At 63.5% G+C, this 21,784-nt stretch carries 16 protein-coding genes and 3 rRNA genes; 5 read left to right on the top strand and 14 right to left on the bottom strand.

All coding sequences use genetic code 11. The features are described from left to right. Nucleotides 1–6 precede the first annotated feature (6 nt). Together G6N46_RS11385 and nucS are read right to left on the bottom strand one after the other, a co-directional pair. Entirely contained in the window at nt 7–297 is a 291-nt protein-coding gene (locus tag G6N46_RS11385; RefSeq protein ID WP_374704309.1) for an Rv1322 family protein, read from the bottom strand. Then, on the bottom strand, nt 294–974 hold the full coding sequence (nucS, locus tag G6N46_RS11390; RefSeq protein WP_061005370.1) for an endonuclease NucS: 681 nt from the start codon (nt 972–974) through the stop codon (nt 294–296). The genes G6N46_RS11385 and nucS overlap by 4 nt, the downstream gene beginning before the upstream one ends. A gap of 64 nt (nt 975–1,038) precedes the next feature. Here nucS and G6N46_RS11395 point away from each other — a divergent pair, with 64 nt between their 5' ends. Continuing rightward, nucleotides 1,039–2,640: an adenylate/guanylate cyclase domain-containing protein gene (locus tag G6N46_RS11395; protein ID WP_138248222.1), complete on the top strand. Its 1,602-nt coding sequence runs from the start codon at nt 1,039–1,041 to the stop codon at nt 2,638–2,640. 43 nt (nt 2,641–2,683) lie between these two features. After that, nucleotides 2,684–2,977 (top strand): hypothetical protein, encoded by a 294-nt coding sequence (locus G6N46_RS11400; protein WP_226521056.1) that lies wholly within the window; start codon nt 2,684–2,686, stop codon nt 2,975–2,977. A gap of 1 nt (nt 2,978) precedes the next feature. On the opposite strand, the gene G6N46_RS11405 is transcribed toward G6N46_RS11400, so the two are convergent. Next, nucleotides 2,979–5,090 (bottom strand): DUF1214 domain-containing protein, encoded by a 2,112-nt coding sequence (locus tag G6N46_RS11405; RefSeq protein ID WP_138248220.1) that lies wholly within the window; start codon nt 5,088–5,090, stop codon nt 2,979–2,981. A gap of 160 nt (nt 5,091–5,250) precedes the next feature. Here G6N46_RS11405 and G6N46_RS11410 point away from each other — a divergent pair, with 160 nt between their 5' ends. After that, nucleotides 5,251–6,771, top strand: a complete 1,521-nt coding sequence (locus G6N46_RS11410; RefSeq protein WP_138248219.1) for a DNA-3-methyladenine glycosylase 2 family protein — start codon at nt 5,251–5,253, stop codon at nt 6,769–6,771. After that, the gene (locus G6N46_RS11415) at nt 6,768–7,277 is read left to right on the top strand and encodes a methylated-DNA--[protein]-cysteine S-methyltransferase (protein WP_138248218.1); all 510 of its coding nucleotides are present in this window, start codon (nt 6,768–6,770) and stop codon (nt 7,275–7,277) included. The genes G6N46_RS11410 and G6N46_RS11415 overlap by 4 nt, the downstream gene beginning before the upstream one ends. Nucleotides 7,278–7,386: 109 nt before the next feature. Here G6N46_RS11415 and rrf read toward each other — a convergent pair. From rrf to murA, 4 genes are all read right to left on the bottom strand, one after another. Beyond that, nucleotides 7,387–7,500, bottom strand: a 5S ribosomal RNA gene (gene rrf, locus G6N46_RS11420). A 153-nt stretch (nt 7,501–7,653) separates the two neighbouring features. Next, nucleotides 7,654–10,753: ribosomal RNA gene (locus G6N46_RS11425) — 23S ribosomal RNA — on the bottom strand. A 429-nt stretch (nt 10,754–11,182) separates the two neighbouring features. Next, a 16S ribosomal RNA gene (locus G6N46_RS11430) occupies nt 11,183–12,699 on the bottom strand. Together the 16S, 23S and 5S rRNA genes form the textbook arrangement of a ribosomal RNA operon. A 387-nt stretch (nt 12,700–13,086) precedes the next feature. Next, the gene (gene murA / locus G6N46_RS11435; protein WP_060998843.1) at nt 13,087–14,340 is read right to left on the bottom strand and encodes a UDP-N-acetylglucosamine 1-carboxyvinyltransferase; all 1,254 of its coding nucleotides are present in this window, start codon (nt 14,338–14,340) and stop codon (nt 13,087–13,089) included. A gap of 71 nt (nt 14,341–14,411) precedes the next feature. Here murA and G6N46_RS11440 point away from each other — a divergent pair, with 71 nt between their 5' ends. Next, a complete protein-coding gene (locus G6N46_RS11440) occupies nt 14,412–14,987 on the top strand; it encodes a cob(I)yrinic acid a,c-diamide adenosyltransferase (RefSeq protein WP_138249507.1) in 576 nt (191 codons plus the stop codon). Between the two features lie 6 nt (nt 14,988–14,993). On the opposite strand, the gene G6N46_RS11445 is transcribed toward G6N46_RS11440, so the two are convergent. From G6N46_RS11445 to G6N46_RS11475, 7 genes are read right to left on the bottom strand one after another with little or no spacing between them, the layout of a single operon-like run. After that, complete coding sequence (locus G6N46_RS11445) at nt 14,994–15,440, bottom strand: DUF2550 domain-containing protein (RefSeq protein ID WP_043397045.1); 447 nt, start codon at nt 15,438–15,440, stop codon at nt 14,994–14,996. 7 nt (nt 15,441–15,447) lie between these two features. Then, nucleotides 15,448–15,813 carry a F0F1 ATP synthase subunit epsilon gene (locus G6N46_RS11450; protein WP_064857757.1) on the bottom strand — a complete coding sequence of 122 codons (366 nt, stop codon included), beginning with the start codon at nt 15,811–15,813 and terminating at the stop codon, nt 15,448–15,450. A 36-nt stretch (nt 15,814–15,849) separates the two neighbouring features. Continuing rightward, the gene (gene atpD, locus G6N46_RS11455) at nt 15,850–17,280 is read right to left on the bottom strand and encodes a F0F1 ATP synthase subunit beta (RefSeq protein ID WP_029105840.1); all 1,431 of its coding nucleotides are present in this window, start codon (nt 17,278–17,280) and stop codon (nt 15,850–15,852) included. A 24-nt stretch (nt 17,281–17,304) separates the two neighbouring features. Further along, nucleotides 17,305–18,225 carry a F0F1 ATP synthase subunit gamma gene (locus tag G6N46_RS11460; RefSeq protein WP_135355155.1) on the bottom strand — a complete coding sequence of 307 codons (921 nt, stop codon included), beginning with the start codon at nt 18,223–18,225 and terminating at the stop codon, nt 17,305–17,307. 7 nt (nt 18,226–18,232) lie between these two features. Beyond that, complete coding sequence (atpA, locus tag G6N46_RS11465; RefSeq protein WP_020104133.1) at nt 18,233–19,882, bottom strand: F0F1 ATP synthase subunit alpha; 1,650 nt, start codon at nt 19,880–19,882, stop codon at nt 18,233–18,235. Between the two features lie 35 nt (nt 19,883–19,917). Further along, nucleotides 19,918–21,258 carry a F0F1 ATP synthase subunit B/delta gene (locus tag G6N46_RS11470; protein WP_138249508.1) on the bottom strand — a complete coding sequence of 447 codons (1,341 nt, stop codon included), beginning with the start codon at nt 21,256–21,258 and terminating at the stop codon, nt 19,918–19,920. Beyond that, nucleotides 21,259–21,783, bottom strand: coding sequence for a F0F1 ATP synthase subunit B (locus tag G6N46_RS11475; protein ID WP_060998855.1), 525 nt, complete (start codon nt 21,781–21,783; stop codon nt 21,259–21,261). Nucleotide 21,784 lies beyond the last annotated feature (1 nt).

Consider the following 21,784-nt stretch of genomic DNA (forward strand, 5'->3'; position numbering starts at 1 on the left):
AGCGGTCTAGGACCACCGCCGGGTCGGTCCCCTGTTCCCCCGATTCGCCCAGCACGGTGTGTGCCAATGCCTGCGGTCTTCGGCGTCATCGACCCGCAGCACCACCACATGCGCTGTGCCCGGGCGGATTTCGTGATCGCATCCGGGGCACCGATAGGTTTTGACGGCGCGGGATCCGGCCACGGGCCGCACCTCGTAGTCGTATCCGTCGGGTCCGGTCTCCACCCGGCGCGACGACAGCCCGAGCAGTGGCGGCGGATCGCGCCGAGGCCGCTCCGGACGTCGCCGAGGCATCAGAACAACCGGAACTCGTCGTTGTCCATGCCGCGCATCTTGTCGTAGTCCAAAGTCACGCAACGGATTCCACGGTCTGTGGCCAGCGTGCGCGCCTGCGGCTTGATCTGCTGGGCGGCGAACACCCCGGCGACCGGCGCCAGGACGCTGTCCCGGTTGAGCAGATCGAGGTACCGCGTCAGCTGCTCGACGCCGTCGATCTCCCCGCGCCGCTTGATCTCCACCGCGACCGACGCCCCGGTCTCGTCACGGCACAACAGGTCCACCGGACCGATCGGCGTCGGGTACTCGCGTCGCACCAGCGTGTAACCGACGCCCAGAAGCTCGACGTGCTCGGCGAGCAGTTCCTGCAGGTGCGCCTCCACACCGTCCTTCACCAGACCGGGATCGACCCCGAGCTCATGACTGGAGTCGTGCTCGATGTCCTCGACGGTGATCCGCAGTTGCTCACCGGCCTTGTTCTCGACGACCCAGACCAGAGCCGAAACGCCGTCCACTGCCGCCTCCTCGACGGTCCAGCAGGGCGGCGTCATCCAGTTCAGCGGCTTGTAGGCGCGGTCGTCGGCATGCACACTCACCGATCCGTCCGCCTTGAACAGCAGCAGGCGACGGGCCGACGGCAGATGTGCGGTCAGACGTCCGACGTAGTCAACGGTGCACTGGGCGATCACGAGACGCACCCGACCCACCTTAGGGGTAGTGAATCCCGGTCCGGACCCGCCCCACGAACTAGGCTGACGGCCAATGACTGCGGACCAGACCGGGACGACGCGCCTGGCGCGGATACGGGAAGCCATCACGCCGCGGGCCAGCTTGCAGGCCACGCCCGAGTACGGATCGTGGATTCTGGGACGGGTTTCCGAGACCCAGCGCCGTCGCCGCATCCGCATTCAGCTGATCCTGACCACGTTCGTGATCGTCGCGAACATGATCGGCGTCGGCGTCTCGATCCTCATCGAGACGGTGCTGTTCCCGACCCCCAACGTCTTCCGGGCCGACGTCTGGTGGATCACCACGATCGTGGCACCCGCCTACATCCTGTTCGCCTTCCTTATCGGCGTGGTGTGGGCGACCAACAGGGTGATCCAGAGCGTGCGCTGGGCCATCGAGGAACGCACTCCGACGGTCGAGGACCAGCGCAACACGTTCCGTGCGCCCGGCCAGCTCACGCGGGTGCTGCTGTCCCTGTGGGGCCTCGGCGCCGTACTGCTGACGACACTCTACGCATTGCACGACACCCAGTTCATTCCCAAACTGCTACTGGGCGTCACGTTCCCCGGCATCGTCGTGTCCACCAGCTGCAATCTGTACACCGAATTCGCGCTGCGCCCGGTCGCCGCCGAAGCGCTCCAGGCCGGACGACCGCCGTCCCGGCTCGCCCCGGGCATCATGGGCCGAACCATGGTCGTATGGGCGTTCGGCTCCGGCGTCCCGATGCTCGGCGTGCTGTTGGCCGCGGTGTTCGCGCTGACGCAAAGCACCCTCACCCCAACCCAATTCGCGTTCGCGGTGCTGGTGCTCGCGGTGTTCGCGTTGGTCTTCGGCGCGTTGCTGATGGGCATCGTGGCGTGGCTGACCGCCAGCCCGATCCGCATCGTGCGGCAAGCGCTCAGCCGAGTCGAGCAGGGCGACCTGACCACCGATCTCGTGGTCTTCGACGGCACCGAATTGGGCCAGCTGCAGCGCGGATTCAACTCCATGGTCCACGGGCTGCGGGAACGCGAACGGGTCCGCGACCTGTTCGGCCGGCACGTCGGACGTGAGGTCGCGGCGCTCGCCGAGCAGGAGAAGCCGCAACTGGGCGGCGAAGAGCGGCACGCGGCGGTGATCTTCGTCGACGTCATCGGCTCGACCCAACTGGTGACCAGCCGCCCGGCCGTCGAGGTCGTCGACCTCCTGAACCGCTTCTTCGCCGTCATCGTCGACGAGGTGGACCGGCACCACGGATTCGTCAACAAGTTCGAGGGCGACGCGGTGCTGGCGGTATTCGGGGCGCCGGTCTCGTTGCAGTGCACCGAAGGTGACGCTCTGGCCGCCGCCCGGGCCATCGCGTCGCGACTGCGTGACGAAGTGCCCGAACTGCAGGCGGGCCTCGGCGTCGCGGCCGGCACCGTGGTGGCGGGCAACGTCGGGGCCAAAGAGCGGTTCGAGTACACGGTGATCGGCGAGCCCGTCAACGAGGCGGCTCGACTGTGCGAACTCGCCAAGTCCGTGCCGGGCCATCTGGCGGCCGCCGCGAGCATGCTCCACGCCGTCAGCGAATCCGAAAGTGCGCACTGGGCTTTGGGTGACACCGTGACGCTGCGTGGGATGTCCGAGCCGACACAGCTTGCCATCCTGGCCTGAGATTCACATCTGCTTCACACAGATCCGGAGGATCATGGTGAGTATGAAGCGACATCTCGCCATGGCTGGTGCCGCCGGCACGCTTGCCATGTCGTTGACGCTTGCGCCGCTCGCCGCAGCCGACGTCTACGACACCGGCGGTTCGGCGGCCGACGTCATCAACAATCTTCAGGCCGAGGGCTACCTCGTCCACATCAACTGGACCAACGGTTTCGACGTCAAACCGCTCGACGTCTGCTGGGTCACCGGCGTGAACAACCCGGGCAATTTCAAACCGGGCGGTACGGTGGCGGCGACCGTCTACGTCGACGTCCAGTGCCCCAATCACGAGTACTGAGTCACAACTGCGGGTAGGGCGCGAAGCGCTTGTCGAACCCGGCCTTCCGCGCATCGAGTGCCGCCTGCCGTTGTGCCGCAGTGACATACACCGTCCCGGCGGGCAGCACTGTGCCGAGGTCTCTGAGCGCCACCACCTGTGAACTCACCTTCGGCAGGTTGGTGTCAGTGGTGTCCAGGTCCTGGAAGCGGATCGAGATGGTCCCCTGATTGAGACCACCGGTGGACACCCAGTTCGCCACACCGGGGTCGGTCGGCGACACCACGATGGTGTAGCTGCCGTCCGCGTTGGCCACCGACTGCGCGATGTTCAGGCTGGTCTGCTGATCCCAGTAGTTCTTGGTGATGGTCCAGTCGTTGGTCACCGGTACGACGAAATAGCCGGCGTCGCCGGGCTTGATCGTGAGCACCAGCGCTTGGTCATCAGCCAGCTGGAAGTACCCCGGGCTCTGCACCTGCGTCGACAGGAACGTCGCGTTACTTTCCGGATCGGTGAAGACGTTGGGCGGCTTCGTCTTTCCCGACGAATCCTTGGTCGCCACGTCCATGTACTGCGGTTCCATCCGCAGCCCGAGTGCGAGAATCACCGACGCCTCCAAGCCCTGCAGGAACCGCGGCATCACCGGCAGCGGTGGGACCAGCGACACCAGATTGGTCAGGAACGGGTTGCCCGAGACGGCCGGTCCCAGACCGGGGATGTCGAAGCCGCCGATCTGCGCGAACAGGCTGTTTCGGGGGCCGCTGACGCGCTCGATGGACAAGCTCATCGGATCCTGAGTGTTCCAGTCCGACAGCGTGTTCCGCGCGACGATCAACGTGGTGTCGGTCGGGATCTGCAGATGGTTGGTCTGGCCCGGCTCGGCCGGGCGCGAACTCACCGTGACCGTGAAAGTGCCGTCCGGGTTGATCTGCATGTCCTTGGCATTGAGCACCGCGGCCGTCTTGCCGCCGAGTCCCGTCAGCACGCTGAAGGTCGTCTCCGCGGGCCTCTCCCCCGGACCGAACTTCCCGCTGATCACGTACGTCGACGTCGAGTTGACCGCCATCATCCGGTAGATGGTGTCCGGGTTGTCGTACAGGATGCGCGTGCCGGTGATCGACTGGCCGAACCAATCATGCGGCGGCATGACCATTTCCAGCACCGTCGGCCGCATCGGGTTGAGCAGCTGGTACTCCATGGCGGCCTGCTGGGCGTACTCGTCGACCGCCTGGTTCAGCTGGTCCAGGTTCTCCTGGTCGGGTCCGCCGACCTGGGAGTACTGCTGCCTGGCATTCAGCTGGAACGCGAACTTGAGGATCGCCTTCATGATCTGCATCGGCAGCGTGTTCACGATGGCGTTGGCTTTCCGCTCACCGGCCAGCTGCTGCGACGTGCCGAGCACCGTGGTGGCGCTCTGCAGCGACGTCGGCGCGGCCGCCAATGACGTTGTCGCCGAGGTGGATGCGGTTTCGCGGCGGGTGACGCCGAGCAGCGCGGACAGCGCGGCGTTCTGCAGCGGCGCGACGGGGTTCCCGGACGCATTCGCCGCCCCATTCAGGCCCACCGCCGAGAGCGCATGCGACACCGCCGCGGTAGCCGCGGCAACCGGTGCACCGAGCGCGGCCACGGGCACGACAGCATGCACCCGCGGTACAGCGTTCGCCGGACCGTCAGCCTTCGCCGTCGCGGACACCTGCGCCTTCGCGGGCTTCTGGGCAGGCGTCACGATGGTCGTGGAGGCGACCTTCCTGGTCGGCTTCGCGTCGGACTCGGACGCTGTGCCGGCGTCGGCCGCATCCTTCGCAGCCGACGGCTTCCCCACGTCCGCCTTACCTGCGGGCCGCTTCGACGACTTCTTCCCCGGATTCACGATGCCGGCGCGCTTGACGCCCTTGTCCTTCTTCGGCTTGTCCGCGTCAGCCTTGTCGCCGTCGCCCTTGGCCGCAGTCTCACCCTTCGCACCCTTCGCATGACTGTCCGAGGACGCGCCCGCGGCATCACTCGGTACGGCGAAAGCGATGCCCGGGCTGCTCGCCACCGACACGCCGATCCCCAGGGCGACCGCCAACGCACCGACCCGGCCGACGAATCTGGCTGCGCCAGTTGGCAACTGCTCACGACTGTTGATCGGCATGCGACTCCCCTATACCCCGACTAGAACGCGTTCCAGTTATAACAGGGCCGCACGCGCGCGTCAGCCATTTACGAGACAAATGATTAAATATGTCTCGCCCGCCACGTTGATGTCGATTTTCCGCTAGTACTCGGGTCTACCGCATGCCATTGTCGAAGACATGTACGACGACTTCGACCGCTGCTATCGGGCAGTCCAATCCAAGGACGCCCGGTTCGACGGTTGGTTCGTCACGGCCGTCCTCACCACCGGCATCTACTGCCGCCCCAGTTGCCCTGTCCGGCCTCCGTTCGCGCGCAACGTCCGCTTCTACCCAACCGCCGCGGCAGCGCAGCGGGCCGGCTTCCGGGCCTGCAAGCGCTGCCGGCCCGACGCATCGCCGGGGTCACCGGAATGGAACATCCGCACCGACGTCGTGGCCCGCGCCATGCGCCTGATCGCCGACGGCACCGTCGACCGCGAGGGAGTGACGGGGCTGGCGGCCAGGCTCGGCTACACCACCCGGCAACTCGAGCGGCTGCTCCAGGCCGAGGTCGGCGCGAACCCCTTGGCGCTGGCCCGAGCCCAGCGGAGCCAGACCGCGCGGGTACTCATCGAGACCACGAAACTGCCATTCGGTGATGTCGCGTTCGCCGCCGGATTTTCCAGCATCCGCCAGTTCAACGACACCATTCGCGAAGTGTGCGCACTGACGCCGACCGAACTCCGGCTACGGGCGCAGGCGCGCTTCGAACCCAACGAAAACCCGGGCACGGGAACACTTTCCGTCCGGCTGCCGGTACGTACGCCCTTCGCCTATGAGGGGGTGTTCGGCCACCTGGCGGCCGGCGCGGTGCCCGGCGTCGAAGAGGTACGCGACGGCACGTTCCGACGCACCCTGCGGCTCCCCAACGGCACCGGCATCGTCGGGCTCTCACCGAGCGTGGACCATGTGCAGTGCACGCTGATCCTCGATGACTTCCGCGACCTGGCCACCGCCATCGCCCGGTGCCGGCGGCTCCTCGACCTCGATGCCGACCCCGAGGCGGTCATCGACGTCCTCAACACCGACCAGCACCTGGCGCCCATCGTCGCCAAGGCGCCCGGGCAACGCATCCCCCGCACGGTGGACGAGAACGAGCTGGCGCTGCGGGTGGTGATCGGCCAGCAGGTGTCCATGAAGGCCGCCGCGACGCACACGCGCCGGTTGGCGCTGGCGTACGGCACGCCCATCAACGACCCGGCGGGAGCCTTGACCCATGTCTTCCCGTCCGTCACGCAACTGGCCGAGATCGATCCGAGCCACCTGGCTTTCCCTGAGTCTCGCCGACGCACGGTCGTCGCACTGATCGACGCCCTCGCCGCCGGCACCCTCGAGCTCGACGCCGGGTCGGACTGGCTGCAGGCCAGAACTCAACTGGCCGAACTGCCTGGCATCGGGCCATGGACCGCCGAGGTGATCGCGATGCGCGGCCTCGGCGACCCCGATGCCTTTCCCGCCAGCGACCTCGGCGTCCGGGCGGCCGCCAAACAAGCTGGGCTGCCAGCCAATTCACGGCAATTGATCGAGCACAGTGCACACTGGCGCCCATGGCGTGCCTACGCCACCCAACACCTGTGGACCTCTCTGGATCATGCGGTCAACCAGTGGCCGCCCCTGACCATCAACCCATCGCAATCACCACAACAGGAGCAGGCATGACCGCCACGTTGCAGACCCGGACCATGCACAGTCCGGTCGGAACCATCACGATCGCCGGTCGCGACGGGCGTATCCGACATCTGCGGATGGACGATCAGACATATGAGCCAAGCCATGACGGTTGGGAGCCCGACGAGACGGCATTTCCGGAGGCCGTCGACCAACTCACCGCCTACTTCGCCGGCGACCTCCAGGAGTTCGATCTGGAACTCGACCTCATCGGCACCGAATTCCAGCGCCGCGTCTGGGGTGCGTTGCTGACCATTCCGTACGGCGAAACACGTTCGTACGGCGAGATCGCGTTGCAGGTCGGATCACCGGGCGCGTCCCGTGCTGTCGGACTGGCCAACGGCCACAATCCCGTCGGGATCATCGTGCCCTGCCATCGAGTCATCGGGGCCAACGGCAGCCTGACCGGATATGGCGGTGGATTGGACCGCAAGAAGCTCCTGCTTGACCTGGAGAAAAGCCGGTCAGGAACCGAAGAGCCGACGCTATTCGATTGAGAAATGGCATTTCGGCGCCGCGCATCACCGCGGCGCCGAAATGCAGAAACATCTTGAACGCAAAATGCCTCAGCCCCCCGATTTTCATCGGGGGGCTGAGGTAATTTGTGTTCGGCGGTGTCCTACTTTTCCGCCCGTGCAGGGCAGTATCATCGGCGCTGGCAGGCTTAGCTTCCGGGTTCGGGATGGGACCGGGCGTTTCCCTGCCGCTGTTGCCGCCGTAACTCTATTTAATTACGCCTCCACCGGTCCTGTTCAACCCGTGGGTTGTTTGGTGGTGGGGTGTGGTCTGTTCGACTCATACGTGGGTTGTGGTTGCGAGGCACTGATGTGCAATGTTTGTCGTCTTGGTTTACACACGATTGGTTTTTTGGGTGTGTGTAAGTTTTCGGCCGGTTAGTGCCAGTTCCCTAAACCCATTGCTGGGTGTGCAGGTCTGGTCTATCGATCCCGTGGTCTGCGGGGGGCCTTATCCCTCTAAAAGGGTGAGAAACCTGGTCTTGGAAGAGGTTTCCCGCTTAGATGCTTTCAGCGGTTATCCTGTCCGAACGTAGCTATCCAGCGGTGCCCCTGGTGGGACAACTGGTAGACCAGAGGTTCGTCCGTCCCGGTCCTCTCGTACTAGGGACAGGTTTCCTCAAGTTTCTGACGCGCGCGGCGGATAGAGACCGAACTGTCTCACGACGTTCTAAACCCAGCTCGCGTGCCGCTTTAATGGGCGAACAGCCCAACCCTTGGGACCTGCTCCAGCCCCAGGATGCGACGAGCCGACATCGAGGTGCCAAACCATCCCGTCGATATGGACTCTTGGGAAGATCAGCCTGTTATCCCCGGGGTACCTTTTATCCGTTGAGCGACACCCCTTCCACTCGGGGGTGCCGGATCACTAGTCCCGACTTTCGTCCCTGCTCGACTTGTAGGTCTCGCAGTCAAGCTCCCTTGTGCACTTACACTCAACACCTGATTGCCGTCCAGGTTGAGGGAACCTTTGGGCGCCTCCGTTACATTTTAGGAGGCAACCGCCCCAGTTAAACTACCCACCAGGCACTGTCCCTGGACCGGATAGACGGTCCGAGGTTAGAAGCCCAATACGATCAGAGTGGTATTTCAACAACGACTCCACACACACTGGCGTGTGCGCTTCACAGTCTCCCACCTATCCTACACAAACCGTACCGAACTCCAATACCAAGTTGTAGTGAAGGTCCGGGTCTTTTCGTCCTGCCGCGCGTAACGAGCATCTTTACTCGTAGTGCAATTTCGCCGAGTCTATGGTTGAGACAGTTGAGAAGTCGTTACGCCATTCGTGCAGGTCGGAACTTACCCGACAAGGAATTTCGCTACCTTAGGATGGTTATAGTTACCACCGCCGTTTACTGGGGCTTAAATTCTCCGCTTCACCCCCGAAGGAGTTAACAGGTCCTCTTAACCTTCCAGCACCGGGCAGGCGTCAGTCCGTATACATCGTCTTGCGACTTCGCACGGACCTGTGTTTTTAGTAAACAGTCGCTTCTCACTGGTTTGTGCCACCCACTCACGCTTGGGCCGCAAGGGCTTACACGCCATGTGGGTCCCCCTTCTCCCGAAGTTACGGGGGCATTTTGCCGAGTTCCTTAACCATAGTTAACTCGTACGCCTTAGTATTCTCTACCTGACCACCTGTGTTGGTTTGGGGTACGGGCCATGTGTGCACTCGCTAGAGGCTTTTCTTGGCAGCATAGGATCACCGAATTCGCCTCACTCGGCTATGCATCACCTCTCAGACTATGTGAACGACGGATTTGCCTATCGTTCGTCCTACAGGCTTACCCCGGTATTACCACTGACCGGTACGGCTACCTTCCTGCGTCACCCCATCGCTTGACTACTACCCACCAGGGTCCCACGCAGCCGGCAACACGTGATCCCCGAAAGGATCATCACGTGCCATTTGGATGGTTAGCACAATGGATTCATCACGGACGCACACACACGGGTACGGGAATATCAACCCGTTGTCCATCGACTACGCCTGTCGGCCTCGCCTTAGGTCCCGACTCACCCTGGGCGGACTGGCCTGCCCCAGGAACCCTTGGTCTTTCGGCGGGCAAGGTTCTCACTTGCCTATTCGCTACTCATGCCTGCATTCTCACTCCCACACCCTCCACAACTCGATCACTCGGCTGCTTCACCGGATGCAGGACGCTCCCCTACCCATCCTTGCGGATGCCGCGACTTCGGCGGTGTGCTTGAGCCCCGCTACATTATCGGCGCACAATCACTTGACCAGTGAGCTATTACGCACTCTTTCAAGGGTGGCTGCTTCTAAGCCAACCTCCTGGTTGTCTTCGCGACTGCACATCCTTTTCCACTTAGCACACGCTTAGGGGCCTTAGTCGGCGATCTGGGCTGTTTCCCTCTCGACGCACGGAGCTTATCCCCCGCCGTCTCACTGCCACGCTTTTGTCTTACCGGCATTCGGAGTTTGGCTGACGTCAGTAACCTGGTGAGGCCCATCGGCCATCCAGTAGCTCTACCTCCGGCAAGAAACACGCAACGCTGCACCTAAATGCATTTCGGGGAGAACCAGCTATCACGGAGTTTGATTGGCCTTTCACCCCTACCCACAGCTCATCCCCTCAGTCTTCAACCTAAGTGGGTTCGGGCCTCCACGCGGTCTTACCCGCGCTTCACCCTGGCCATGGGTAGATCACTCCGCTTCGGGTCCAGAACATGCCACTACACCACTTACGTGGATACGCCCTATTCAGACTCGCTTTCGCTACGGCTACCCCCCACGGGTTAACCTCGCGACATGTCCCTGACTCGCAGGCTCATTCTTCAAAAGGCACGCCATCACCCCACGTAAACGAGGGCTCTGACGGATTGTAGGCACACGGTTTCAGGTACTATTTCACTCCCTCCCGGGTACTTTTCACCATTCCCTCACGGTACTAATCCGCTATCGGTCATCAGAAGGTATTTAGGCTTACCGAGTGGTCTCGGCAGATTCACAGCAGATTTCACGGGCCCGCTGCTACTCGGGAACACCATCAAGGCAGACATCGGGTTTTCACGTACGGGACTCTCACCCTCTACGGCAGGCCATCCCAAGCCACTTCCGTTAACCACGACATTTTCTTACTGCCCTCCAGCTGAGTAGAACTGGAAAGATAGGTCCCACAACCCCGCACACACAACCCCTACCCGGTATCACATGCATACGGTTTAGCCTCATCCGCTTTCGCTCGCCACTACTCACGGAATCACAATTGTTTTCTCTACGGGTACTGAGATGTTTCACTTCCCCGCGTTACCTCCCACAACCTATATATTCAGCAGTGGGTAACACGACATAACTCGTGCTGGGTTTCCCCATTCGGACATCCTCGGATCAACGCTCGGTTGGCAACTCCCCGAGGCTTATCGCAGCCTCCTACGTCCTTCATCGGCCTCTGATGCCAAGGCATCCACCATGCGCCCTTAAACACTTACGACACAAAAAACCAATTGAAAACAAGAATCAAAATTGCACATCAACACCCACAGACACATACACCCACGACCGAAGCCGTAGGCGACACATTCTGCGCGCGTTAGATGCTCGCAACCACTATCCACGAATCAAACACCACACCCCACCACCAAAACCGGTGAGGCAACAACAACCCCCACCCCGCAACCGGGGCGTCTCCCACCCCCACATCAGGAGGGGAGCGAACGGGCCTGTTGTCTCAGGACCCAACAGTGTGTCTGGCAATTCATTCGATCAACGTGTCATCCCAGCTGATCAGCGTTTGTTGTCATATGCACCCGCCGAAGCAGCCCACTACAGGCGCCGGCGACAATCCCAACCACCTTCATCCCGCAATTTGTACGGGGATGGGGGAAACCCTGGATCAGGGCATGTAAATGGTGCTCCTTAGAAAGGAGGTGATCCAGCCGCACCTTCCGGTACGGCTACCTTGTTACGACTTCGTCCCAATCGCCGATCCCACCTTCGACGGCTCCCTCCACAAGGGTTAGGCCACCGGCTTCGGGTGTTACCGACTTTCATGACGTGACGGGCGGTGTGTACAAGGCCCGGGAACGTATTCACCGCAGCGTTGCTGATCTGCGATTACTAGCGACTCCGACTTCACGGGGTCGAGTTGCAGACCCCGATCCGAACTGAGACCGGCTTTGAAAGGATTCGCTCCACCTCACGGCATCGCAGCCCTTTGTACCGGCCATTGTAGCATGTGTGAAGCCCTGGACATAAGGGGCATGATGACTTGACGTCATCCCCACCTTCCTCCGAGTTGACCCCGGCAGTCTCCTACGAGTCCCCGGCATAACCCGCTGGCAACATAGGACAAGGGTTGCGCTCGTTGCGGGACTTAACCCAACATCTCACGACACGAGCTGACGACAGCCATGCACCACCTGCACACAGGCCACAAGGGAACCGACATCTCTGCCGGCGTCCTGTGCATGTCAAACCCAGGTAAGGTTCTTCGCGTTGCATCGAATTAATCCACATGCTCCGCCGCTTGTGCGGGCCCCCGTCAATTCCTTTGAGTTTTAGCCTTGCGGCCGTACTCCCCAGGCGGGGTACTTAATGCGTTAGCTACGGCACGGATCCCAAGGAAGGAACCCACACCTAGTACCCACCGTTTACGGCGTGGACTACCAGGGTATCTAATCCTGTTCGCTCCCCACGCTTTCGCTCCTCAGCGTCAGTTACTGCCCAGAGACCCGCCTTCGCCACCGGTGTTCCTCCTGATATCTGCGCATTCCACCGCTACACCAGGAATTCCAGTCTCCCCTGCAGTACTCTAGTCTGCCCGTATCGCCCGCACGCCCACAGTTAAGCTGTGAGTTTTCACGAACAACGCGACAAACCACCTACGAGCTCTTTACGCCCAGTAATTCCGGACAACGCTCGCACCCTACGTATTACCGCGGCTGCTGGCACGTAGTTGGCCGGTGCTTCTTCTATAGGTACCGTCACTTGCGCTTCGTCCCTATTGAAAGAGGTTTACAACCCGAAGGCCGTCATCCCTCACGCGGCGTCGCTGCATCAGGCTTGCGCCCATTGTGCAATATTCCCCACTGCTGCCTCCCGTAGGAGTCTGGGCCGTATCTCAGTCCCAGTGTGGCCGGTCACCCTCTCAGGCCGGCTACCCGTCGTCGCCTTGGTAGGCCATTACCCCACCAACAAGCTGATAGGCCGCGGGCCCATCCCACACCGCAAAAGCTTTCCACCACACACCATGAAGCGCGTGGTCCTATTCGGTATTAGACCCAGTTTCCCAGGCTTATCCCAAAGTGCAGGGCAGATCACCCACGTGTTACTCACCCGTTCGCCACTCGAGTACCCCGAAGGGCCTTTCCGTTCGACTTGCATGTGTTAAGCACGCCGCCAGCGTTCGTCCTGAGCCAGGATCAAACTCTCCAAACAAAAACCCCTCGCAAAACGAGGCAGAATTTACAGTTCAGAACAATCTGACCTAAACAAAAGACACCAAAAACTGGCATCAAAAAAACAACCACACCCCACAAACGGGAAAACACGAGGCATGGTCAAAAAACAACAAACAAAAACCACCAAACACACTATTGAGTTCTCAAACAACACGCCGTTTTCGGGCAACCCCACCAACCTACTATCTCTTGGTCGGGCTGTCAAGCTCTTGCTCTGGGCTTTTTCGGCCCCGCTCGCTGCTGACTTGGAATACATTAGCGGGCCGATCTTGATTTTACAAAACGCCTGCATATGGCCGGTTTTTCGACCGAAACGCGTCGCACAGCGTCCGTCGGAACGGTCAATGCGACACGCCAATGGCCGTCAACTGACCCGTTCGACCTCCGCGCCCAGACTCACGAGGTTCTCCACGAACAACGGGTACCCGCGATCGATGTGGAAAACGTCGTGAACCTCGGTGTCGCCATCGGCGACCAATCCCGCCAACACCAGGCCGGCGCCGGCGCGAATATCCGACGCCCATACCGGCGCACTCGACAACTGCGGAATTCCGCGTACCACCGCGTGGTGTCCGTCGGTCCGGGCATCGGCGCCCAGGCGAATCATCTCCTCGACGAACCGGAACCTGGCTTCGAACACGTTCTCGGTGATCATCGAGGTGCCCTCGGCGATACACGCCAGACCGATGGCCATCGGTTGCAGGTCGGTCGGGAATCCCGGGTACGGCAGCGTCGCGACGTTGACGGCCTTCGGCCGTTCGTACTGCACGACGCGGAAACCGTTGTCGTGCTGGGTCACGGTCGCGCCGGCATCGTGGAGTTTGTGCAGCACCAGCTGCAGGTGTTGCGGGTCCACCCCCGTCACGGCGACATCACCGCGCGTCATCGCCGCGGCAATCCCCCAGGTCGCGGCCACAATCCGGTCACCGATCACCCGGTGCTCGGTCGGATGCAGCTTGTCCACTCCGGTGATGGTCAGCGTCGAGGTTCCTCCCCCACTGACCTTGGCACCCATCTGGTTCAACATGTCGCAGATATCGACGATGTCGGGTTCGCGCGCCGCGTTGTGGATGACCGTCACACCCTCGGCGAGCACCGCCGCCATCAGGATGTTCTCGGTCGCACCCACCGACGGGAATTCGAGCTGGATCTCCGCACCGCGTAGGTGATCCGCCTCAGCGACCACGCAACCGTGCTCGATGTTGCATCGCGCTCCGAGCTGGCGCAGACCCGATTGGTGCATGTCCAGCGGCCGCGAACCGATCGCGTCGCCACCAGGTAATGCGACTTTCGCCTTCTTGCAGCGGCCCACCAGCGGACCGAGCACACACACCGAAGCGCGGAACTGCCGGACCGCGGCGAAGTCCGCGTCGTACTTGGGCTCGTCAGGTGATGTGATGCGGGCAACATCGCCTTCGAGCTCGACGGTCGCCCCGAGACCGCGGAGCACCTCCGCCATCAATGGCACATCCAGGATGTCCGGGCAGTTGGTGATCGTGGTCGTGCCCTCGGCCAACAACGCCGCGGCCATCAGCTTGAGCACGCTGTTCTTCGCGCCCCCCACGGCAACTTCGCCGGACAACCGGCTACCCCCGGTCACCACGAAACGCTCGCTCACGCGGCTAAGTGTAAACAGCGGCAAGGGCCGGTGTCAGACAACGAACAGGTCCCCGCGAGTACGGTTTGACCATGGCTGTGCACCTGACCCGCATCTATACCCGGACCGGCGACGATGGGTCGACGGGCCTCAGTGATTTCAGCCGGGTGTCGAAGAACGACACGCGCCTGGCGGCATACGCGGACTGTGACGAAGCCAACGCCGCGATCGGCGTCGCGATTGCCGCGGGTGCACCGGACGAGCGAATCCGCTTGGTACTCCTGCAAATTCAGAACGATCTCTTCGACGCCGGCGCCGACCTGTCGACACCGGTGGTCGAGAATCCGGAATACCCTCCGCTGCGGATCACCCAGCCGTACATCGACCGGCTGGAAACCTGGTGCGACGAATTCAACGAGCCACTGTCGAAGCTCACGTCGTTCATCCTCCCCGGCGGCACTCCCCTGTCGGCCTACCTGCACGTTGCACGCACCGTGGTCCGGCGTGCCGAGCGGGCGGCCTGGCAGGCGATCGATGAACACGGCGATTCGGTCAGCGTGCTACCGGCCAAATATCTGAATCGGCTGTCGGATCTGCTGTTCATCCTGTCGCGGGTCGCGAACCCGGATGGTGATGTGCTGTGGCAACCCGGCGGCGGGCTGCAGTAAGCGGGATCAGACCGCGCGACGGCGGGACCGCGGCGACGGCCGGGCCTCCAGCCAGGACGTGAAAGCCGTCAAAGCTCCACGGTCCAAAGCGATTTCGTAGCCGCTGCGCCGTTCGGGACTGTTGTCGCGCAGCTCGAGAATGACCGTTTCGATGGTCATGATGTCGAATTCGTCGCCCCGTGGGGCCCGACGCCCGACCACTTCCAGGCCGCGACGGGACAGGGTCCGGTCCGGCCACCAGCGCAGGCTCGACAAACGATAAAAGCCGGCCTCACCACCGCGGTAGCGCATGACTCCATGCCGCCACCCGTGGCCGCCGGCTGCCGGGTAGTCGCGCAGGATGGCGGCGGTGCCGCCAACCTGACGCAACTTCCACAAGCGATAACTCAGTGCGGCTACAGCCAGCACCAACACGCCGACGAGCGCGACCATCATCAACATGGACGCGCTCATCGGGGTATCAGTCGAGCTGGCCTACGGCGCGCAGACGCGCCCGGCCCCACGCAGCGGTCGCTTCGTCGTCGGACGCGGCATCGGCCTTGGCCGCATGCGCATCGATCTCCGACTCCAGCGCCGCATCTTCAACCAGAATCCGCACGGTCTCCTCGGTTACCGAGAGGAACCCACCGGACACGGCGATCCGCAGATCATCCTCGCCCTCGCGCTCGACCCGGACCATCGCGTCGTCGACCAGCTGGCCGACCAACGGGATGTGCCGGGGCAGGATGCCGATCTCGCCGGCGGTGGTGCGAGTGAAGACGAACGTGGCCTTACCTGTCCACAGCGCGCGCTCGACGGCGACGATCTCGACGTCCATTTCGGCCATGTCACACCACCTTTCGTGCTCGAAGAACTGTGGTCATCACAGCTTGGCGCCGAGGCTTTCGGCCTTCTTCGCCAGGTCGTCGAGACCACCGATGAGGAAGAACGCCTGCTCCGGCAGGTGGTCGAAGTCGCCCTTGGCGAGACGGTCGAACGCCTCGATGGTCTCCTTCAGCGGCACCGTCGAACCCGGCTGGCCGGTGAACTGCTCGGCGGCCATCATGTTCTGGCTCAGGAAGCGCTCGATCTTACGGGCGCGGTACACCAGCACCTTGTCCTCTTCCGACAGTTCGTCGATACCGAGGATGGCGATGATGTCCTGAAGGTCCTTGTAGCGCTGCAGGATTCGGATGACTTCCTGAGCAACCCGGTAGTGCTCGTCGCCGACGATGCTGGGGTGCAGGATCGTCGAGGACGACGCCAGCGGGTCCACGGCCGGGAAGATGCCCTTGGAGAACACCGCACGAGAGAGCTCGGTGGTGGCGTCCAGGTGGGCGAACGTGGTGGCCGGGGCCGGGTCGGTGTAGTCGTCGGCGGGCACGTACACGGCCTGCATCGAGGTGATCGAACGACCACGGGTCGAGGTGATGCGCTCCTGGAGCTCACCCATCTCGTCGGCCAGCGTCGGCTGGTAACCCACGGCCGAAGGCATACGACCCAGCAGGGTCGAGACCTCGGAACCGGCCTGGGTGAACCGGAAGATGTTGTCGATGAAGAGCAGCACGTCCTGGTTCTGCTCGTCGCGGAAGTACTCGGCCATGGTCAGGGCCGACAGGGCGACGCGCATACGGGTGCCTGGCGGCTCGTCCATCTGGCCGAACACAAGCGCGGTGTCCTTGAGCACGTTGGCGTCCGCGAGCTCGACCCACAGGTCGTTGCCCTCACGGGTGCGCTCACCGACGCCGGCGAACACCGAGGTACCACCGAAGTTGCGGGCAATACGGTTGATCATCTCCTGGATCAGAACCGTCTTACCGACACCGGCACCACCGAACAGGGCGATCTTGCCACCGCGCACGTACGGGGTCAGCAGGTCGACGACCTTCAGACCGGTCTCCAGCATCTCGGTGCGGGGTTCCAGGTCGGCGAAGGCCGGCGGCTTGCGGTGGATGGACCAGTGCTCGAACTCCTTGCCGTAACCCGGCTCGTCGAGGCAGTCACCCAGGGCGTTGAACACGTGGCCCTTGACGCCGTCGCCGACGGGCACCGAGATGGAGGCGCCGGTGTCGCGAACGTCGGTGCCACGCACCAGGCCGTCGGTCGGCTGCATCGAGATGCAGCGCACCAGGTTGTCACCGAGGTGCTGGGCAACCTCGAGCGTCAGGGTCTTGGCCAGCGCACCGAAGGTGATGTCGGCGTGCAGAGCGTTGAACAGCTCGGGCACAGAGCCACGCGGGAATTCGATGTCCACCACCGGGCCGGTGATGCGAACCACGCGACCAGTGGTCTTGGTCTCTACGGCAGAAGTCATATCTCTCTTCGCTTCCTACGGGGCCTATTTCGCGTCGGCCAGCGCGTTGGCGCCACCGACGATTTCGCTGATTTCCTGGGTGATCTGGGCCTGGCGCTCGCGGTTCGCGGCGAGGGTCAGGGCCTTGATCAGGTCGTCGGCGTTGTCCGTTGCCGACTTCATGGCGCGTCGACGCGAAGCCGACTCCGAGGCCGCGGCCTCAAGCAGTGCCGCGTAGACACGGGTCGCAATGTAGCGAGGGAGCAACGCGTCGAACAGCACGTCCGCACTCGGCTCGAACGAGTACAGGGTGTGGACCTCGGTCGGCTCCCCCGTGTACTCGACGGCCAGCGGTGCGATCCGCACGGCCTCGGCGGTCTGCGACAGCATCGACTTGAACTCGGTCGACACGATGTGCAGTTCGTCGACGCCCAAGATGCCGTCGGCACCCGGTTCGTCACCCTCGTCGTCGGCACCCGCCATGAACGCCGTCACCAGGGTGTCGGCGATCTCCTTGGCATTGGCGTACTCCGGACGCTCCGAGAAGCCGGTCCAGGACTCGGCGACGGCGCGCTGACGGAAGCTGTAGTAGCCCAAGGCCTTTCGGCCCACGACGTACAGCACCGGCTCCTTGCCCTCGTTGCGCAGCAACGTGAACAGTTCCTCGGCCCGACGCAGCACGTTGGCGTTGTAACCGCCGCACAGGCCGCGGTCCGACGACACCACCAGGACGCCGGCACGGCGCGGGTTCTCCCGCTCCACGAGCAGCGGGTGGTCCAGCGCGCTGGCCCCCGCAAGCTCGGTGAGCATGTTGGTGATCTCGGTGGCGTAGGGCCGGGCTGCATCAACCCGGGCCTGCGCCTTGGCGATCCGCGACGTGGCGATCAGCTCCTGCGCCTTCGTGATCTTCTTGATCGACGAGGCGGATTTGATACGTCCGCGTAGCTCGCGCAGTGTGGCTGCCATTGGTTACCTAGGCCTTCTTCGGTGCCGGCTTGTTGACCTTGACCGACTCCTGGCCGAGCTCAGCAGGATCCAGGGCCTCGGCCTCGGCTTCCTTCACGACGACCGAGCTACCGTCGGTGGCGGCGAAGCCCTTCTTGAACTCGTTGATGACCGAGACCAGCTTCTCCTCGTTCTCCTCGGAGAGCTTCTTGGTCTCCTTGATCCCGGTGAGGATGTCGGCGTGGCTGGCCTTCACGTGCTCCAGCAGTTCGGACGAGAAGCGCGAAACGTCCTCGGCCGGAACCGAATCCAGGTGGCCCTGGGTACCGAGGAAGATCTCGATGACCTGGTCCTCGACGGCCAGCGGGCTGTACTGCGGCTGCTTCAGCAGCTCGACCAGGCGCACACCGCGGTCCAGCTGAGCCTTCGAAGCGGCGTCCAGGTCCGAGGCGAAGGCCGCGAAGGCCTCCAGCTCGCGGTACTGCGACAGGTCCAGACGCAGCGAACCGGCAACTTCCTTCATCGCCTTGATCTGAGCCGCACCACCGACGCGGGACACCGAGACACCGACGTTCACGGCCGGGCGGACACCCTGGTTGAACAGGTCGGACTCCAGGAAGCACTGGCCGTCGGTGATCGAGATGACGTTGGTCGGGATGAACGCCGAGATGTCGTTGGCCTTGGTCTCGATGACCGGCAGACCCGTCATCGAACCGCCACCGAGCTCGTCGGACAGCTTCGCGCAACGCTCCAGCAGACGCGAGTGCAGGTAGAAGACGTCACCCGGGAACGCCTCGCGGCCCGGCGGGCGACGCAGCAGCAGCGAGATGGCGCGGTAGGCGTCGGCCTGCTTGGACAGGTCGTCGAACACGATCAGGACGTGCTTGCCGTTGTACATCCAGTGCTGACCGATGGCCGAGCCGGTGTACGGGGCCAGCCACTTGAAGCCGGCGGGATCGGACGCGGGAGCCGCGACGATGGTCGTGTACTCCATGGCGCCACCCTCTTCCAGCGCGCGCTTCACGCTGGCGATGGTGGTGCCCTTCTGGCCGATGGCGACGTAGACGCAGCGCACCTGCTGCTTCGGGTCGCCGGTCTCCCAGGCCTCGCGCTGGTTCAGGATGGTGTCGACGCAGACGGCGGTCTTGCCGGTCTTGCGGTCACCGATGATCAGCTGACGCTGGCCACGACCGATCGGGGTCATGGCGTCGATGGCCTTGATACCGGTCTGCAGCGGCTCGCTGACGCTCTGGCGCTGGACCACGGTCGGGGCCTGCAGCTCGAGGGCACGACGGGTCTCGGCCTTGATCTCGCCCTGGCCGTCGATGGGCTCACCCAGCGGGTTGATGACGCGGCCCAGGAACTCGTCGCCGACCGGCACCGAGAGCACCTCGCCGGTGCGCTTGACCTGCTGGCCCTCTTCGATCTTCTCGAACTCACCCAAGATGACCGCACCGACGCTGTGCTCGTCGAGGTTCAGGGCCACGCCCAGAACACCGCCGGGGAACTCGAGGAGCTCCTGGGTCATGACCGAGGGCAGACCCTCGACGTGTGCGATGCCGTCACCGGCGTCGACGACAGTGCCGATCTCTTCACGATCGGTCGAGGCCGAGAACGTCGTTACGTAGTTCTCGATGGCACCTTCGATATCAGCAGCCGAGATTGTCAACTCTGCCATGGTTTTTGGTCTTCCTAGTCTTGGGTGTTTCGGAGTTAGTCGGGCAGCCGGTTGGAGGCGGCAGCCAGTCGTGACGAGATGGATCCGTCGATCACCTCGTCGCCGACGGTGATGGTCAGACCACCGAGGAGGCTCGGATCGACATGCAACTGGACGGACACCGGGTGGCCGTAGATGCGGGTCAGAACCGACGTGAGTCGGGTCCGCTGGGCGTCGGACAGCGCGGCGGCGGCTTCCACATGGGCAACGACCTCACCGCGGCGGGCGACTGCCAGCTCGGCCAGATCGAGGACAGCCTGGTCGGCACGTTCGCCGCGCAGCAGGCTCACGGTCTGCGTCAGCAGCGCCTTGACGGTGCTGTTGACCGAGCCGTTGGCACCGGGGAGGACCTTGTCCAGCAAGGCAACTCGACCGTCGATCGGCGTGCCGTACTCACCGAGCAGCGTCGACAGACGCGGCTGCGCGTCCAGCACGCGGCTGAAGCGGAACAGCTGGTCCTCGACCTCGGCGACGTCACCGCTGACCTCGGCCCGCTTGATCAGTGCCAGGCGAGCGACGTGCTCGACGGCGTCGACCAGGTCGGACTGCGCGGACCACCGCGAAGACACCGCGGTACGCAGCAGCTCCAGGGCGTTGGCGCCGATCTTGCCGGACAGCACCGCGTCCAGCAGAGCGACCTTGGGGGCGGGGTTGTCGGCGGGCTCGGCCAGGTGCCGGCCGAGGTTGACCTCGGTCAGCAGCAGCCGGGCGACGGCAGCCAGATCATCGGCCAGCGCGGTCAGCGCGGCGGCATCCAGGCCACCCGCCGTGGCGTCGAACTTCTCGACCAGCGCGGTCAGTGATTCCCGGCTCGCGGCCCGCAGCTTCACCTCGGCGTGGGTACCGACCTCGGCCGAGGACGGCGCCATCTGCTCGAGATCGTCCAGGAAGCGGTCGACGGTGCCGGCCTGCGCGGTGGGCTCGGCGACGTAGCGCCGCACCAGCTCGTCGGCCTTGGCGACGGACTCCGCGCCCAGCCCCTGACGGAGCTCACGGATAACGCCCTGCCGCATCAGCTCGACGTGCTGGCCGCCCTGCGCCTTGATCCGCTCGGCGTCGATTGCGGCCTGCTCGGTGAGCTGCTCGACGATGCGCTGCGAATCGTGCCGGGCCTCGTCGGTCACCTTGGTCGACTCGGCCTTCGCGTCGGCAAGAGCCTTGGCGTGCATCTTGTCGGCGTCCGCGAGTTTCTGTGCGGCTTCGGCACTTTCGGCCAGCGCAACGCGAACGGCCTCCTGCTGCTTGGCCATCATGCCCTTCACCGGAGGTACCACGTACTTCCAGATGATGGCCACGATGACGGCAAAGCCGATCAGCTGCCCGATGAAGATTTCCATCTACTGGCTCCCGCCTGATTTCACGTCGGCCGCCAGCTCCACGCCGAGAATGCGGCTCGCCAGCGTCTGGGACAGGTTGTCGACCGACGACTGCAGTTCGGTCTGTGTGGACTGCCGCTGTGCGGACAGTGCCTGGTCGGCACCCTTGAGGGTTTCGGCCACCTCACCACTCGCCGCTGCACGCGCCTGGTCGACGACCTTGCGGCCCTCGTTGCGGGCCTCGTCACGGATGGCCGAAGCCTCCGTACGAGCACCCGCCATCGCCGCGTTGTAGTCCGCCTCTGCGGCGGCCACCTGCTCAGCCGACTTCCGGTTGTCAGCAGCGGTCTTGGCCAGCATTTCCTCGCGTTCGACCAAGACCTTGCTGATCGGTGGCACAACCCACTTGCCGATCACGCCGAGCACGATCAGGAAGATGATCAGCACGACGAAGAAGGTCGCGTTGGGAATCAGGAAGTTCTGACCCCCGCCGCCTTCCGCTGCTGCCTGGCCCGAGGCCAGGATGGTTGCGCTCAATTCACCCATG

The sequence above is a fragment of the Mycolicibacterium phocaicum genome, assembly GCF_010731115.1.
Classification (GTDB): Bacteria; Actinomycetota; Actinomycetes; order Mycobacteriales; family Mycobacteriaceae; genus Mycobacterium; species Mycobacterium phocaicum.